This window comes from Kosakonia sp. YIM B13571 (assembly GCF_042788095.1).
Taxonomy (GTDB): Bacteria; Pseudomonadota; Gammaproteobacteria; order Enterobacterales; family Enterobacteriaceae; genus Kosakonia; species Kosakonia quasisacchari.
This window is the reverse complement of sequence record NZ_JBHZPL010000012.1, coordinates 46,576-59,928: the sequence shown is the minus strand read 5'-3', so window position 1 is coordinate 59,928 and position 13,353 is coordinate 46,576. Positions and strand designations below refer to the sequence as shown.

Sequence of the window (13,353 nt, the reverse complement as noted above, 5' to 3'; positions counted from 1 at the left end):
CGCTGCCTGATCCAGGCGACAAAATGGCTGAAATGGGATAAGCGGAGCGCGCTTTGGCAAACTCTTACGCTGGACGGGCTTTATGCCGCCAGGCAGAAAGCATCAACACAATAACTGTGCTCAGCACCCATTCCGGGAGGAGATAGTCGTGGGTGATATCCACGCTAACGCCTTGCGGTATTTGCGGCGCCAGCAGGAATTTATGTCCCGCAACAAACAGGCTAAACAGGGCCACATTCCCCAGCGCGATTCCCAGGCTCCTTGCCACAATCCTCTGCGCTGAAAAACGCTGCCGGGCATTTTGTCGCAACATCAAAGCCAGCATCAGCAGGCCCGAAAAAGCAAATAGCAAACCATTAATCAGCGTCGCCAGCATTGTGGCGGAAACGGAGGTCGCTATCAGGTCGGTACTCCCCCAGAAAAAATGGAGAAAAGGGTAATAAGTGAGGTAGCCAAAACTAAAAAGGCCTGCCAGCAGCAGCGCTGCGGCAAGCCCCCAGGCTGTCTTACGTAACATTCTTCTCGTCCTTACTTTGCTAAAAAGAAAAACCGCGCCAGCGGCGCGGTTCTCCAGGACTGATTATTTCTGGTACTGCTCGCGGTCAAGCCAGTTACCGCTCTCGATCAAGGTTTTTCCCTCAACCGAACGCTGGTAAACATACATCCAGGCGCTGCCATAAGGCGTCTGGATCAACTGGCGTTTATACTCGCCGCCCGCAGTGCGCAAAGCGTCCAGCTCACCGAGCGTTGCTGCGTCGATGCGATAAACTTCACCCTTGACGCTTCCTTCACCGGCTACTGCACCCGGATAGTGCCCCAGACTATACAGCTGATGATTTTCGACACAAAAGTCCCCCAGCCACTGAGCATTGGTCATCCAGTGGCTGTTGCCTTGCTTGCGTCGTAAACTGCCGTAGACAAATATTCGCATTGCTAAAACTCAAACTGATAGAGCAAATCAAGTGCCTGATCTACGCCAGACACCGCTTCAAGATACAGCTTAGGCATCAGGCGATAACGTAACGTGAGAGTCGCCAGTGAGTCAAAAATTCCTACACCATATTTTACTTGTAGACCCGGTAGCACATAGCCGCTAACCACCACCTGCGAGGAGTCGCCGACGCCCTGGGTGTCCAGCGCCAGATTGCTGACGCCAAAAGTCTCGCCGATTTTACCCACAACCTGACCACTTTGTGCAACCCCTAAGCCAATCAGCATGGAAGTCATCGCCGCGCTGTCGCTCTGTTCGCTCTCCAGCCCCTGGCCACGAAGCAGGTACGAGAGCGCTTCTTGTTGCGACATCGCCGGGTCGGAGAAGATCTCTGCTTTCGGCTCATCGGCGGTGCCGGTGACGCGAACACCGGCAATCACATCGTTCGCGGTGGATTCTGGATTGCGAATCGCTTCGATATTCAGCATCGGCTGATCCGGCGGCCCGGAGAATAACAGCTCGCCTTTACGCACCAGCAAATCCTGGCCGTAAGCATGGAAACGCCCTTCCGGGATGTTGATCTGCCCGTTGAGCCCAAGCCCCTGCTTATCCTGTGCCACTTTCAGATCGCCCGTCAGCCGCGCTTTCAGGCCGAATGCATCCAACCGCACGTTATTGCCGACATGCACGGTCAGATTGCTGTTGATCGGAATCGACGCGCTTTTTGGCTGCTCAGGCTGCAAGTCGTTATTCAGCATCACTTCATCGCTGGAGACGCCAACCGCGCTTTCCGGTAAGTCATGCACCACGATGCGCGCCCACGGTACATCCACGTTGCCATCCAGCGTAAACAGGCTTGGCGTCGCTTCGAATACCACATCCGGCGAGACATCGAGACGCACCATCGGCGGCACGGTAATACGCACTTTGCTGCCTTTCGCCGCCACGCGGGCGCGCCAGTTATCGATTTGGCTCCAGTCGGCATCGCCGCTCAGGTTGATCTGCCCCTGCCCGGTACGCACCACGCCCTGCAAGGTTGAGCTCATGCCGTTGAAATTCATTGCCAGCTGGCTGGGCTGCATATCAAACGGCATAAAGTTGCCATCAATGTCCAGCCCGTTAAGCCCCAATTGCCCGAACAACTGCGGGCTTTGCACGTTGCCGCCAAGACGTAAACTAGCATTCAACGTGCCCGCCGCTTTCTCGCCGCGGCTGAAAATGGCGTTCACCATCGCCAGCGAGAAGTTGCGAATATTCACGTTGCCGCCCAGATTGCGCCGCCCTTGCGGATCGGTAACTTGCACCTGGCCATCGAACTGACCGTTATTGGTCAGGCGAATCAGCCAGCCGAGATCGGCCCGGTTATCGCGCAGTTTTGCGTTGAGATTGAGGGTATCAAACGCGAGCGGCAGCGGCGCGTCGTTCACCACCTGCGTCACTTTCACGCCGCGCCCGGAGAGCGTCACTTCACCCTGCGGTAGCCCCTCTTTGGTGGCGTCCCAGCTGACATCCGCTTTACCGCTGAACACACCGCTTGCTTGCGTGGTTTCCGGCATAAAGGGTTTCAGCATCGCAAGGTCGAAGCGGTTAAGGTTAACCACCGCCCGGCCTTCTGCGCCCGCATCAATGGTTTGCGGAATGCAGAGTTCGGCGTTCGGGTTCAACCAGCAGTGCGGGCCGATCGCGATTTTCTGTTCCTGATTGCGGTAATCCAGCGTGACCGGGCGATTAATCGACCACGGGCCAACCGGCGTGGCAAAGCGGGTATCGCTCAGTGTCCCTTGCCAGCGCTGCTGCTGGCGGTCAAAACTGCCCGCCAGGTTAAGCTGCCCAGAAACCGGCTCGCCCTGCACGCGCAACTGGAGTTTGTGCTGTTGCTCATTGCCATCTGCCGCCAGCGTCACAAGGCTGAGGTTCACCCTAGGCTGGGCAATGCGTTCCACGCGCACGTTCAGTTTGCCGCCAATCTGGTCGCTGGATTTCACATCGCCTTCCACGCGCACGCGGGCCACGGAAAGCGCCTGCCAGCGCAGGTTATTCGCAGTAATATCCGCCAGCGCCTGCGGCGCATCCACCGTACCGCGAATTTTCACCAGCCCTTTTGCTGTGCCGCCCAGACCCGGCAGCGCGTTATTCAGCCCAGGCGCATCAATCGTGGCATCCAGGTTGAGATCTTTAACGCCCAGCTCGCCTTTGATATCGGCGCTATTTTTCCCCAGTTCCAGGTGCAAGCCGGGAATCGTCCACTGCAAGTAGCTGTTGCCTTTAAGCTGCCCGTCGACGTTGACCTTGTTTTGCTTCACGTTGCCGCTCAGCTTCAGCTCCGGCACATCCATTTGCCAGCTACCACCGTACAGGCTGCCGCGCGTTTTGATCAGGCCGTTCAGTTTTGACGGCCATTCCGGAAATGCTTTCGCCGTGTCGATGCCGTTGAGCGTCAACTCCCCGCGCCAGCTGATGGCCTGTTGCCAGTCGAGCAGCGCTTTCAACTCGGTTTTACCCTCCAGCGCAGCGATCACCAGTTTATCAAGGCTCAGTTGCTGCTCGTTGCCCCTGGCATCCAGCGTAATGGTCGCAGGTGGCACATCCTGACCTTTCACCGCCGTGCGAAACGCCAGCGTATAGTCGGTCATTTTGCCGGTGAGTTTCAGATTCAGGTCATCGGCCTGGTACTGTTTTTCCCCGGTAAACGGCCAGTAAAGCTGCTTACTGGTTATCTCCAGATTCAGCGGCAAACCGGCTTCGGCCAGTTGGGTTTGCGCGCGCAAATCCATGTCGACCGGACCGGAAAGGTTCACGCCAACGTCGAGTTGCTTACGCATTTCGCCGCCGACTTTCAGTTTCACCTTCTCGCCTTTCAGCGGATCGATATTCAGCGTGGTATTGAGCGTAATATCCACCGGCCAGGTATCACGCAACTGGGCGCTACCGGTGGCGCGCACCTGCCCCTGGTTGGAATCCACATCCAGCGCATCGAGCTTCATCTGTCCGTCGATACTGCTCACTTTCAGCAATAAGCTGCGCACCAGAATGTCGGTATCGCCGGTGAGACGCAGTTGTTCGCCGCGAAACTCTTCAATATTGAGGTTGAGCGGCAGGTGAACATCGGTCATTTCCGGCAGCAGCGGCTTTTCAAACAGCGCTTTCAGCGTTTCGCCGAGCGGTTTTTCCTGCGGCTGCGGATTCTGGATTTTCGGTTCAACGACCTCTTTTTGCGCCACATCGGCCACTTTCGGCAGGGCAATCAGCAGCCCTTGTAGCAACGTCGGTTTCAGCGTCAGGTTTTTCTCCTGCCAGTTCAAACCGGTGGTGAAATCCATTACCGAGACGGTGGTGTCGTCGATTTTGATGTTTACATTGTTGAGCGCCACCCGGCTAAGCGTTATCGGGTAGGGTGTAGAGAGGTTCAGCTGCCCGCTTTCTTCCTCTTTTACCGGTGCGGCGGGCGGCATTTTTTTGCTGTCGATAACGACATTGATATCTTTCAACGACAGATCATTCACGCACAGGCTGCTGTCGCGCAGGCAGCCGAGCTTAACCGCCAGATGTACTTCGCCGGCGTTAACCGCTACGCCCGGCTGGGTAAAACGGATATTTTTTAGCGTGAGATCGCGCCAGCCGCCGGTCACCTGGCTAATTTCCAGCCCCGGCACCCAGCGGTTGGCCGCTTTAAATAACAGATGCAACCCACTGGTGGTACCCACCAGAAAGACTACGGTGCCCAGCACCAGCAGGATAAACACCAGGACGCCGAGGCTGATTTTCTTCCATAAACTCATAATTCCGGCCCCAACCCGATGTAAAACTGTAATCCGTGCTCTTCTTTATCGCCGACCGGCACCGCGAAATCGAGCTTAATGGGCCCAACCGGCGATTCCCAGCGTACGCCGACGCCCGCGCCGGTTTTCACATTACTGCGGCGGATATCGCTCACCGCTTCGCCGCTATCAACAAATGCCGCGCCCCACCATTTGCCGGTAACGTTGTATTGATACTCCAGCGAACCGGTAGCCAGCTTGGACGCACCAATCAGCTTGCCGCTGTCATTTTTAGGGGCGATAGATTTGTATTTGTAGCCGCGAATACTGCGATCGCCCCCGGCGAAGAAGCGCAGATCCGGTGGCACGCGATCAAAATCCCCGGTTTCGATCCAGCCCAGATTGCCGCGCATCACAAAACGGTGGCGATCATAAAGGGTGCGGATCCAGACGTTTTGCGCCTGCAACACCAGGAAGTCGACATCCGATCCCCAGGCGGTGTTGGAGTAATCCACCGAGTAGCGCTGCGAATCACCCCAGGTGGGCATCAGACCGCCGCGCGAGCGGGTACGGCTGATCATCACGCCAGGGTAAAGCAGCATGGTGGTGTTGGTGACATTCGCCTGCGTAAAGTGATCGAGGCTCCAGCGCAGATTGATAGCGCGCTGCCAGCCGCTGGAGAGATCCCAATAGCGCGACAGCGCGAGCGTGGTGGAATCCGCTTCGGTGTCGTTCAGATCGGTACGTTTAAAGCCGCCCTGCACCAGGTAATATTGTTCAAGTGGGTTTTTCAGCAGCGGCATCTTATAGCTGAAATCGAGCTGCTGTTCCGGCGCGGAGATACTGGTGCTGGTGGTCAGGCTGTGACCGTAGGAGTTCATCCACGGCTTTTTCCATGTAGCCTTGACGCGCGGCCCGACGTCGGTCGAGTAACCCACCCCGGTTTCAATGGTGTTTTCCGTGCGCGGTGACACCACGCCTTTAAGCGGCAACACTTTGGTTTTTCGCGCTTTATCGAACTCTGGCGCAACAACCACCGAATTAAACCAGCCGGTGGCAGAAAGGCGGCGATTCAGCTCTGCCAGATCCTGCGTCTGGTAATAATCCCCTTCGTGGAAAGGCACCAGGTTTTGCAGATATTCGTCGCGGATTTGCGAGCCTTCAAACGTCACCGTACCAAAGCGGTAACGCTGGCCGCTGTCGTAATCGATATCCCAAAACGCCTGGCGGCGCTCAAGCGCGATACCCAACTGGCTTTTAATGAATTGACTGTCGAAGTAGCCTTTACGCAGCGCCACGCTGGTGAGCGATTTTTTGAAATTGTCGTAATCGTTATGGTGCAACACCGTGCCGATAGCGGGGCGTTTTTTGAGTAAGTCGAGGTAATCACTGTCCGTACGCGCGCCGCCGCGCAGGATCACGCTATTGCCGCCAATGCGCACCGGCTCACCGGCTTGCACACGCGCAATCAGCACCTGACGCCCTTTCGCCGGCGGTGGGCGCAGTTCGAAATCGATGGTGGGTTCGTAGTAGCCTAAGGCTTTTAACCCTTCACGAATGGCGTCATCCACACGCGCCTGGAAACGGCGGTCCGGGGTGACTTCATCGCTTTCAATGGTGGACAACTGGGCGCGCACATTTTTTTGTAGCTCCCCGGTGAGCCCTTCCAGTTGCAATCGCACATTGGCGGCGAAAGCCGTTTCACTCACCAGCAACAAAGCAGCAAAACATAACAGACGGATCTTTGGCACGTTCTCTCCTGAATATCCTTGTTCCCACCCCTGGAAGGAAACGTAAGCGCAGCTCCGCGCTGAGCCAGGTTTTGCCTTGCGACAGAACACAAGCCGATAAAAACCCGTTAACACAGGTTGAAAAGCAGACGACTACCCCAAAATTTCTTATGTTTAAATCTAGTCTGATTTATGGCGTTTATTGTGTTAAAACACAGGCCGCAACACAACCCTAACCGCAATTAGCCCCTCCGGGAGGTATTACCGTGAGTCTGTTCGATAAAAAAGAGCTTGTTTCTCAGTCAGATGCTTTGCCCGGACGCAACACGCCAATGCCGGTAGCCAGTTTACATGCTGTTAACGAGCATTCAATGAGTCATGTTCCGGAAGGGATGGAAGTCGCCTTGTTTGCCATGGGCTGTTTCTGGGGCGTGGAGCGCCTGTTCTGGCAACGAGAAGGCGTCTACAGTACTGCCGCTGGTTATACCGGGGGTTACACGCCGAACCCGACCTACCGCGAAGTGTGCTCCGGTCTGACCGGTCACGCGGAGGCGGTGCGCGTGGTATATGACCCGAATGTCGTGAGTTATGAAAAACTGCTGCAGGTTTTCTGGGAAAACCACGATCCGGCGCAGGGCATGCGCCAGGGCAATGATTCGGGTACCCAGTACCGTTCGGGGATTTACCCGCTGACGCAGGAACAAAGCGACGCCGCACAAGCCAGCCTCGCACGCTTCCAGGAGGCGATGCGCAGCGCAGGCGACGCGCGCCAGGTAACGACTGAGATCAAAACCGCGACGCCGTTTTATTACGCGGAAGATGAGCATCAACAATATCTGTATAAAAACCCGCACGGCTACTGCGGTATCGGCGGGATTGGTGTTTGTTTGCCACCGCAGCTTAACCTTTAAAAAGCAGCTGAGTTTATCACCGAAAAACGGCGCAAATTAAGCCTCTGGTAGCCTGCAACAGGCTTACGCTATACTACCCCTCGAAATTGCCGGTCCACTGCTTCGGGCCGGCTTTCATTGTGTTTACCACATGGATTTTCAAAAACCCTTCCGAGGATCCGGTTAATAACTGGATAAATTATGTTAAACAGTATCTTAGTCATACTCTGTCTGATCGCGGTAAGTGCGTTTTTCTCGTTGTCCGAGATCTCACTCGCCGCATCGCGAAAAATTAAACTCAAACTGCTTGCCGATGAAGGCAACATCAACGCCCAACGTATTTTGAAAATGCAGGAAACACCTGGCATGTTCTTTACGGTGGTGCAAATTGGCCTTAACGCCGTCGCCATCCTTGGCGGTATCGTCGGCGACGCGGCATTCTCCCCTGTTTTTCACAACATATTGATCAATGTGGTTTCCGCGGAGCTTGCCGAACAACTCAGCTTTATTATCTCTTTCTCGCTGGTGACCGGGTTATTCATTCTTTTCGCCGACCTGACACCGAAACGCATCGGTATGATTGCGCCTGAAGCCGTGGCTTTGCGTATCATCAACCCGATGCGCTTCTGCTTATTTGTTTTCCGCCCGCTGGTCTGGTTTTTCAACGGCCTGGCCAACGTCATTTTCCGCATCTTCAAACTGCCGATGGCGCGTAAAGATGACATCACCTCTGACGATATTTACGCGGTTGTGGAAGCCGGTGCGTTAGCCGGGGTGCTGCGTAAGCAGGAACACGAACTGATTGAGAACGTGTTTGAACTGGAATCGCGCACGGTGCCGTCGTCAATGACCTCGCGCGAAAACGTCATTTGGTTCGATCTGCATGAAGATGAGCAGAGCCTGAAAAATAAAGTGTCGGAGCATCCGCATTCGAAGTTTCTGGTCTGTAAAGATGATATCGACCATATCGTTGGCTATGTCGATTCCAAAGATCTGCTGAACCGCGTGCTGGCAAACCAGAGCATGGCACTTAACAGCGGCGTGCAGATCCGCAATACGCTGATTGTCCCGGACACGTTAACGCTCTCTGAAGCGCTGGAAAGTTTCAAAGCTGCCGGTGAAGACTTCGCGGTGATCATGAACGAATACGCGCTGGTAGTAGGCGTTATCACGCTTAACGATGTGATGACCACGCTGATGGGCGATCTGATCGGTCAGGGCCTGGAAGAGATGATCGTCGCGCGTGATGAAAACTCATGGCTAATTGATGGCGGTACGCCGATTGATGACGTGATGCGCGTGCTGGATATTGATGAATTCCCGCAGTCTGGCAATTATGAAACCATCGGCGGCTTTATGATGTTTATGCTGCGTAAAATCCCGAAACGCACCGATGCGGTGAAGTTTTCCGGCTACAAATTCGAAGTGGTGGACATTGATAACTACCGCATCGATCAGTTGCTGGTGACCCGTATTGATACCCGCGCTACGGTGCTGACACCGAAGCTGCCGGATGCCGACAATAAAGGCGCGGCGTAATCTGCTGCAGAAATGTCAACGGCCCCTTTGGGGCCGTTTTTTATAGTATTTAAACTACTGCATAGCACAACTATTAAGCCATCTCGGTTTGCAGACGCAGAACCTGGCGGTTAACTTCAGACATGACAGACAGATGCTGTTTGTCTTTCACTTTCGGGATAAGGATTTTGCCCTTGTCGAACTCGAAAGCGCCAACGTCCTTGATATACAACCGTCCACGAAACAGGATTTTTACGTATTTAGCCACCTGAAGTGGGTTGTAACGCTGGAAAATTTTCATTCTTGTATCTCCTGTGAAACATTACGCTCTTGCGGTTCCACAATCGGACCAACGTAGATGAGCGCAAATTTTAATGCCCAATGACTATAGTTCAGAACCTAACCGATACATAGTGTGAATAACTTTATTTACCTTTTGATGACAATTATTCAGAATATTCTTTTAAACACCTTACTCTGCGCAGTATAAGCCCACATTTTTTCACGGTTATGTGCGTTCGCCCGCAAACTGGCATCCAGATTGCGGGAAAAACGTATTGATCGCATTTATGATTAAAACGCGAGCCCAAGTGGTCGGATCACCTGCACAAACACAAGAGATAATAAGGAAACGCTATGACCCTACGTAACATCCTGGCAGCGACATGCCTGTTACTGCCGCTGGTTGCTTCAGCCCATAATTTTGAAAACAACCAACGCGTGCCGCCTGTGGGCATAGCCGACAGAGGGGAGTTGATACTGGATAACGACAAGTTTAGCTATAAAAAATGGAATAGCGCCCAACTTCCAGGCAAAGTGCGAGTGGTGCAGCATATTGCCGGTCGAACCTCGGCAAAAGAGAAGAATGCCGCGCTGATTGAAGCGATCAAATCCGCGAAACTGCCGCACGATAAGTACCAAACCACCACCATCGTTAACACCGACGACGCGATTCCCGGCAGCGCGATGTTTGTGCGCAGCAGCATCGAAAGCAATAAGAAGCTCTACCCGTGGTCACAATTTATTGTGGATAGCGAAGGCGTAACGCGTAAAGCCTGGAAACTGGACGAGGAGAGCTCGGCGATTGTAGTGCTGGATAAAGACGGGCGCGTACAGTACGCAAAAGATGGCGGTTTGAGTCAGCAAGAGGTGCAGCAGGTAATCGACCTGCTGCACAAGCTGCTCAATCAGTAGAGCGAAACCCGAAAGCCGGGGTTGAGGAAGGATTCACGCGGGGTGTAATCCAGTGTGCGCCCCTGCCAGTCGTGAACATGCGCCCCGGCGGCGACCGCCACCGCGTGGCCTGCGGCGGTGTCCCAGACGTTGGTCGGCCCAAAGCGCGGGTAAAGCTGCGCTTTGCCTTCCGCCACCAGACAAAACTTCAGCGAGGAGCCAATCGCGGTGGTCTGGTGTTCGCCAAGATGCTGCAAATACTCTTTCAGTTCATCGTCCGCATGCGAACGGCTGACGACCACCAGCGGCGGGCGCGCATCTCGCACCTGAATTTGCTGGTGATGACCTGCTTCCTCTTTCCAGGCTTTGCCTTCTGCGGCGGAATACATCACTTGCAGCACCGGGGCGTAAACCACGCCGAGCACCGGTTTTCCGTTCTCAACCAAGGCAATATTGACGGTAAACTCACCATTGCGCTTAATAAACTCTTTGGTGCCATCCAGCGGATCCACCAGCCAGTAACGCCCCCATGTTTGGCGAACCTCCCAGCCGGGTGGATCTTCTTCCGATAGCACCGGAATCTCCGGCGTCAGCGCCTGTAAGCCGCGCACAATCACTCCGTGCGCGGCAATATCTGCGGCCGTCACCGGCGAGTCATCGACTTTGCTGGTGACCTCCATCGGTTTATGACCATCATAAACCTGCATAATGGCGTCGCCCGCTTCGCGCGCGAGTTGGCAAATTGCATCTAACATTTTCCACCTCTTCTGTTCAGTGGTTTGTAACTCATTGTTTTACTTATATCGTATTGCTGCGGAATCTGCCATCTGTGATAGCGATTGCGTTTTCTTTGCGCGCTTTTATGGCAGTATTCACAATTCTGTAAGCAACAAAATGTACATAACACTTTCTTTTGTGGCTTAGATCGAAAAAGGATGCCTCTGATGATTAAGTTTAGTGCAACGCTTCTGGCCACGCTGATTGCGGCCAGCGTGCAGGCTGCAACGGTGGATTTACGTATTCTGGAAACCACTGATTTGCATAGCAACATGATGGATTTTGATTACTACAAAGACACGGCGACGGAAAAATTCGGACTGGTACGCACCGCCAGCTTAATCAACGCCGCCCGTCATGAAGTCAAAAACAGCGTGCTGGTGGATAACGGAGACTTAATCCAGGGCAGCCCGCTGGGCGATTATATGGCGGCGAAAGGGCTGAAAGCCGGGGAAGTTCACCCGGTCTATAAAGCGATGAACACCCTTGATTACGCCGTCGGTAACCTGGGCAACCACGAATTCAATTACGGTCTGGATTACCTGCACAAAGCACTGGCGGGCGCGAAATTCCCGTATGTGAACGCCAATATTATTGATGCGAAAAGCAAAAAGCCGCTGTTCACACCTTACTTAATCAAAGAGACGCCAGTCACCGACAGCGAAGGCAAAACGCACACGCTGCGCATCGGTTATATCGGCTTTGTGCCGCCGCAAATCATGGTCTGGGATAAAGCTAACCTGAGCGGCAAAGTGACGGTGAACGACATCACCGAAACCGCACGTAAATATGTGCCGGAAATGCGCGCCAAAGGGGCGGATTTGGTGGTCGTTGTCGCACACTCCGGGCTGTCGGCGGAGCCATATCAGTCGATGGCGGAAAACTCCGTTTATTACCTCAGCGAAGTGCCAGGCGTGGACGCGATCCTGTTTGGTCACGCCCATGCCGTCTTCCCGAGTAAAGATTTCGCATCGATAAAAGGCGCAGATATCAAAAAAGGAACATTGAATGGCATTCCTTCAGTGATGCCGGGCATGTGGGGCGATCATCTTGGCGTGGTCGATCTGGTGCTGAACAATGATTCTGGCAAATGGCAGGTGCGCGAATCCAAAGCCGAAGCGCGCCCTATTTATGACGCGGCGGCGAAAAAAGCTCTCGTTGGCGAAGACAGCAAGCTGGTGCAGATCCTCAAACACGATCATGACGCCACCCGAGAATTTGTCGGCAAACCGATCGGCAAATCCGCCGACAACATGTACAGCTATCTGGCGCTGGTGCAGGACGATCCGACCGTGCAAGTGGTGAACAACGCGCAGAAAGCCTATGTTGAACACTTTATTCAGGGCGATCCGGATCTGGCAAAACTGCCGGTGCTTTCCGCCGCCGCGCCGTTTAAAGTGGGTGGTCGCAAGAATGATCCCGCCAGTTATGTCGAAGTGGAAAAAGGCCAGCTCACCTTCCGCAATGCCGCCGATTTGTACCTCTACCCGAACACGCTGGTGGTGGTGAAAGCAACGGGCAAAGAGGTAAAAGAGTGGCTGGAGTGCTCCGCCGGTCAGTTTAACCAGATCGATCCACACAGCGACAAGCCGCAAAGCCTGATCAACTGGGATGGCTTTCGCACCTATAACTTCGATGTGATTGACGGCGTGAACTACCAGATTGATGTCACGCAGCCAGCGCGCTACGACGGCGAATGCCAGAGCGTTAACCCGCAGGCTGAGCGTATTAAAAATCTGACCTTTAACGGCAAACCGATTGATCCGAACGCGGTGTTCCTCGTTGCGACCAATAACTACCGCGCCTACGGCGGCAAATTTGCCGGTACGGGCGACAGCCATATTGCCTTTGCCTCGCCGGATGAAAACCGGGCCGTGCTGGCGAAATGGATAAGCGATGAAACCCAACGCGCGGGCGAAATTCATCCTGCCGCCGACAATAACTGGCAACTGGCACCGATCCACAGCGACACGAAGCTGGATATTCGTTTTGAAACTGCGCCTACAGACAAAGCCGCCGCGTTTATCAAAGACAAAGCCCGCTACCCGATGGCGAAAGTCGCTACCGACGAGATCGGATTTGCTATCTATAACCTTCAGTTAAACAAGTAGTTATTCAACCAACGCCTGCTGGCCTTCCCGTTCATCGCGGAAGGCCAGCACCTGCGGAATATTCAGTTCTATCCAGTCCGCCAGTGCGGCGACCTTCTCGCTCACCTGTTCACCCAGCGGGGTCAGGCTATACTCGACATGCGGCGGCACAACCGGGTAAGCGACGCGGTTGATAAAGCCATCCTGCTCCAGCCATTGCAGGCTCTGCGCCAGCATCTTTTCACTGACGCCACCCATTTTGCGGCGCAGATCGCTAAAACGGTGGGTGCCATCACGCAGCGCCACCAGGATCAATACGCCCCAGCGGCTGGTGACGTGTTTCAGAACATCCCGCGAGGGACACTGCTCGGCAAACAGGTTGCCGTTGCGAACCTGTTCACTCAATGTTTGCGGCCGGGATTGCGTTTTCATACTTACCTTTTTGTACGTACTTACTAAAAGTTAGTTAAGGTGTTAGCGTACCAC

Annotated in this window: 11 protein-coding genes; 4 read left to right on the top strand and 7 right to left on the bottom strand. The window is 54.3% G+C overall.

Annotated features, from left to right (window positions below):
• Positions 1–64 precede the first annotated feature (64 nt).
• The 4 genes from ACFX4O_RS20905 to tamA all read right to left on the bottom strand — a co-directional run bounded on the left by ACFX4O_RS20905 (position 65) and on the right by tamA (position 6,440).
• Positions 65–517 (bottom strand): hypothetical protein, encoded by a 453-nt coding sequence (locus tag ACFX4O_RS20905; protein WP_380211038.1) that lies wholly within the window; start codon positions 515–517, stop codon positions 65–67.
• Positions 518–580: 63 nt separating this feature from the next.
• Positions 581–931, bottom strand: a complete 351-nt coding sequence (locus tag ACFX4O_RS20900; RefSeq protein ID WP_020456270.1) for a gamma-glutamylcyclotransferase — start codon at positions 929–931, stop codon at positions 581–583.
• A gap of 2 nt (positions 932–933) precedes the next feature.
• Positions 934–4,710 carry an autotransporter assembly complex protein TamB gene (gene tamB / locus ACFX4O_RS20895; RefSeq protein WP_380211035.1) on the bottom strand — a complete coding sequence of 1,259 codons (3,777 nt, stop codon included), beginning with the start codon at positions 4,708–4,710 and terminating at the stop codon, positions 934–936.
• A complete protein-coding gene (tamA, locus tag ACFX4O_RS20890; protein WP_131407294.1) occupies positions 4,707–6,440 on the bottom strand; it encodes an autotransporter assembly complex protein TamA in 1,734 nt (577 codons plus the stop codon). The genes tamB and tamA overlap by 4 nt, the downstream gene beginning before the upstream one ends.
• 245 nt (positions 6,441–6,685) lie before the next feature.
• Here tamA and msrA point away from each other — a divergent pair, with 245 nt between their 5' ends.
• Together msrA and ACFX4O_RS20880 are read left to right on the top strand one after the other, a co-directional pair.
• Entirely contained in the window at positions 6,686–7,330 is a 645-nt protein-coding gene (gene msrA, locus ACFX4O_RS20885; RefSeq protein ID WP_380211032.1) for a peptide-methionine (S)-S-oxide reductase MsrA, read from the top strand.
• Between the two features lie 180 nt (positions 7,331–7,510).
• Positions 7,511–8,848 carry a hemolysin family protein gene (locus ACFX4O_RS20880; protein ID WP_380211030.1) on the top strand — a complete coding sequence of 446 codons (1,338 nt, stop codon included), beginning with the start codon at positions 7,511–7,513 and terminating at the stop codon, positions 8,846–8,848.
• 73 nt (positions 8,849–8,921) lie between these two features.
• Here ACFX4O_RS20880 and ACFX4O_RS20875 read toward each other — a convergent pair whose 3' ends face one another.
• Positions 8,922–9,128 (bottom strand): DUF1107 domain-containing protein, encoded by a 207-nt coding sequence (locus ACFX4O_RS20875; RefSeq protein WP_004857160.1) that lies wholly within the window; start codon positions 9,126–9,128, stop codon positions 8,922–8,924.
• A gap of 335 nt (positions 9,129–9,463) precedes the next feature.
• Here ACFX4O_RS20875 and ACFX4O_RS20870 point away from each other — a divergent pair, with 335 nt between their 5' ends.
• On the top strand, positions 9,464–10,021 hold the full coding sequence (locus ACFX4O_RS20870) for a YtfJ family protein (RefSeq protein ID WP_017459133.1): 558 nt from the start codon (positions 9,464–9,466) through the stop codon (positions 10,019–10,021).
• Here ACFX4O_RS20870 and cysQ read toward each other — a convergent pair.
• Positions 10,015–10,755, bottom strand: coding sequence for a 3'(2'),5'-bisphosphate nucleotidase CysQ (gene cysQ, locus ACFX4O_RS20865; protein ID WP_380211028.1), 741 nt, complete (start codon positions 10,753–10,755; stop codon positions 10,015–10,017). The genes ACFX4O_RS20870 and cysQ overlap by 7 nt on opposite strands.
• Positions 10,756–10,944: 189 nt before the next feature.
• Between cysQ and ACFX4O_RS20860 the strand changes: the two genes are divergently transcribed.
• Positions 10,945–12,888, top strand: a complete 1,944-nt coding sequence (locus tag ACFX4O_RS20860) for a bifunctional 2',3'-cyclic-nucleotide 2'-phosphodiesterase/3'-nucleotidase (protein ID WP_380211026.1) — start codon at positions 10,945–10,947, stop codon at positions 12,886–12,888.
• On the opposite strand, the gene ACFX4O_RS20855 is transcribed toward ACFX4O_RS20860, so the two are convergent.
• Positions 12,889–13,299 carry a winged helix-turn-helix transcriptional regulator gene (locus ACFX4O_RS20855; protein ID WP_380211024.1) on the bottom strand — a complete coding sequence of 137 codons (411 nt, stop codon included), beginning with the start codon at positions 13,297–13,299 and terminating at the stop codon, positions 12,889–12,891.
• Positions 13,300–13,353 lie beyond the last annotated feature (54 nt).

Coding starts and splice junctions, on each gene's coding strand:
- ACFX4O_RS20905 (WP_380211038.1), bottom strand. CDS start 517: ATGTTACGTAAGACAGCCTGGGGGCTTGCCGCAGCGCTGCTGCTGGCA.
- ACFX4O_RS20900 (WP_020456270.1), bottom strand. CDS start 931: ATGCGAATATTTGTCTACGGCAGTTTACGACGCAAGCAAGGCAACAGC.
- tamB (WP_380211035.1), bottom strand. CDS start 4,710: ATGAGTTTATGGAAGAAAATCAGCCTCGGCGTCCTGGTGTTTATCCTG.
- ACFX4O_RS20880 (WP_380211030.1), top strand. CDS start 7,511: ATGTTAAACAGTATCTTAGTCATACTCTGTCTGATCGCGGTAAGTGCG.
- ACFX4O_RS20875 (WP_004857160.1), bottom strand. CDS start 9,128: ATGAAAATTTTCCAGCGTTACAACCCACTTCAGGTGGCTAAATACGTA.
- ACFX4O_RS20870 (WP_017459133.1), top strand. CDS start 9,464: ATGACCCTACGTAACATCCTGGCAGCGACATGCCTGTTACTGCCGCTG.
- cysQ (WP_380211028.1), bottom strand. CDS start 10,755: ATGTTAGATGCAATTTGCCAACTCGCGCGCGAAGCGGGCGACGCCATT.
- ACFX4O_RS20860 (WP_380211026.1), top strand. CDS start 10,945: ATGATTAAGTTTAGTGCAACGCTTCTGGCCACGCTGATTGCGGCCAGC.
- ACFX4O_RS20855 (WP_380211024.1), bottom strand. CDS start 13,299: ATGAAAACGCAATCCCGGCCGCAAACATTGAGTGAACAGGTTCGCAAC.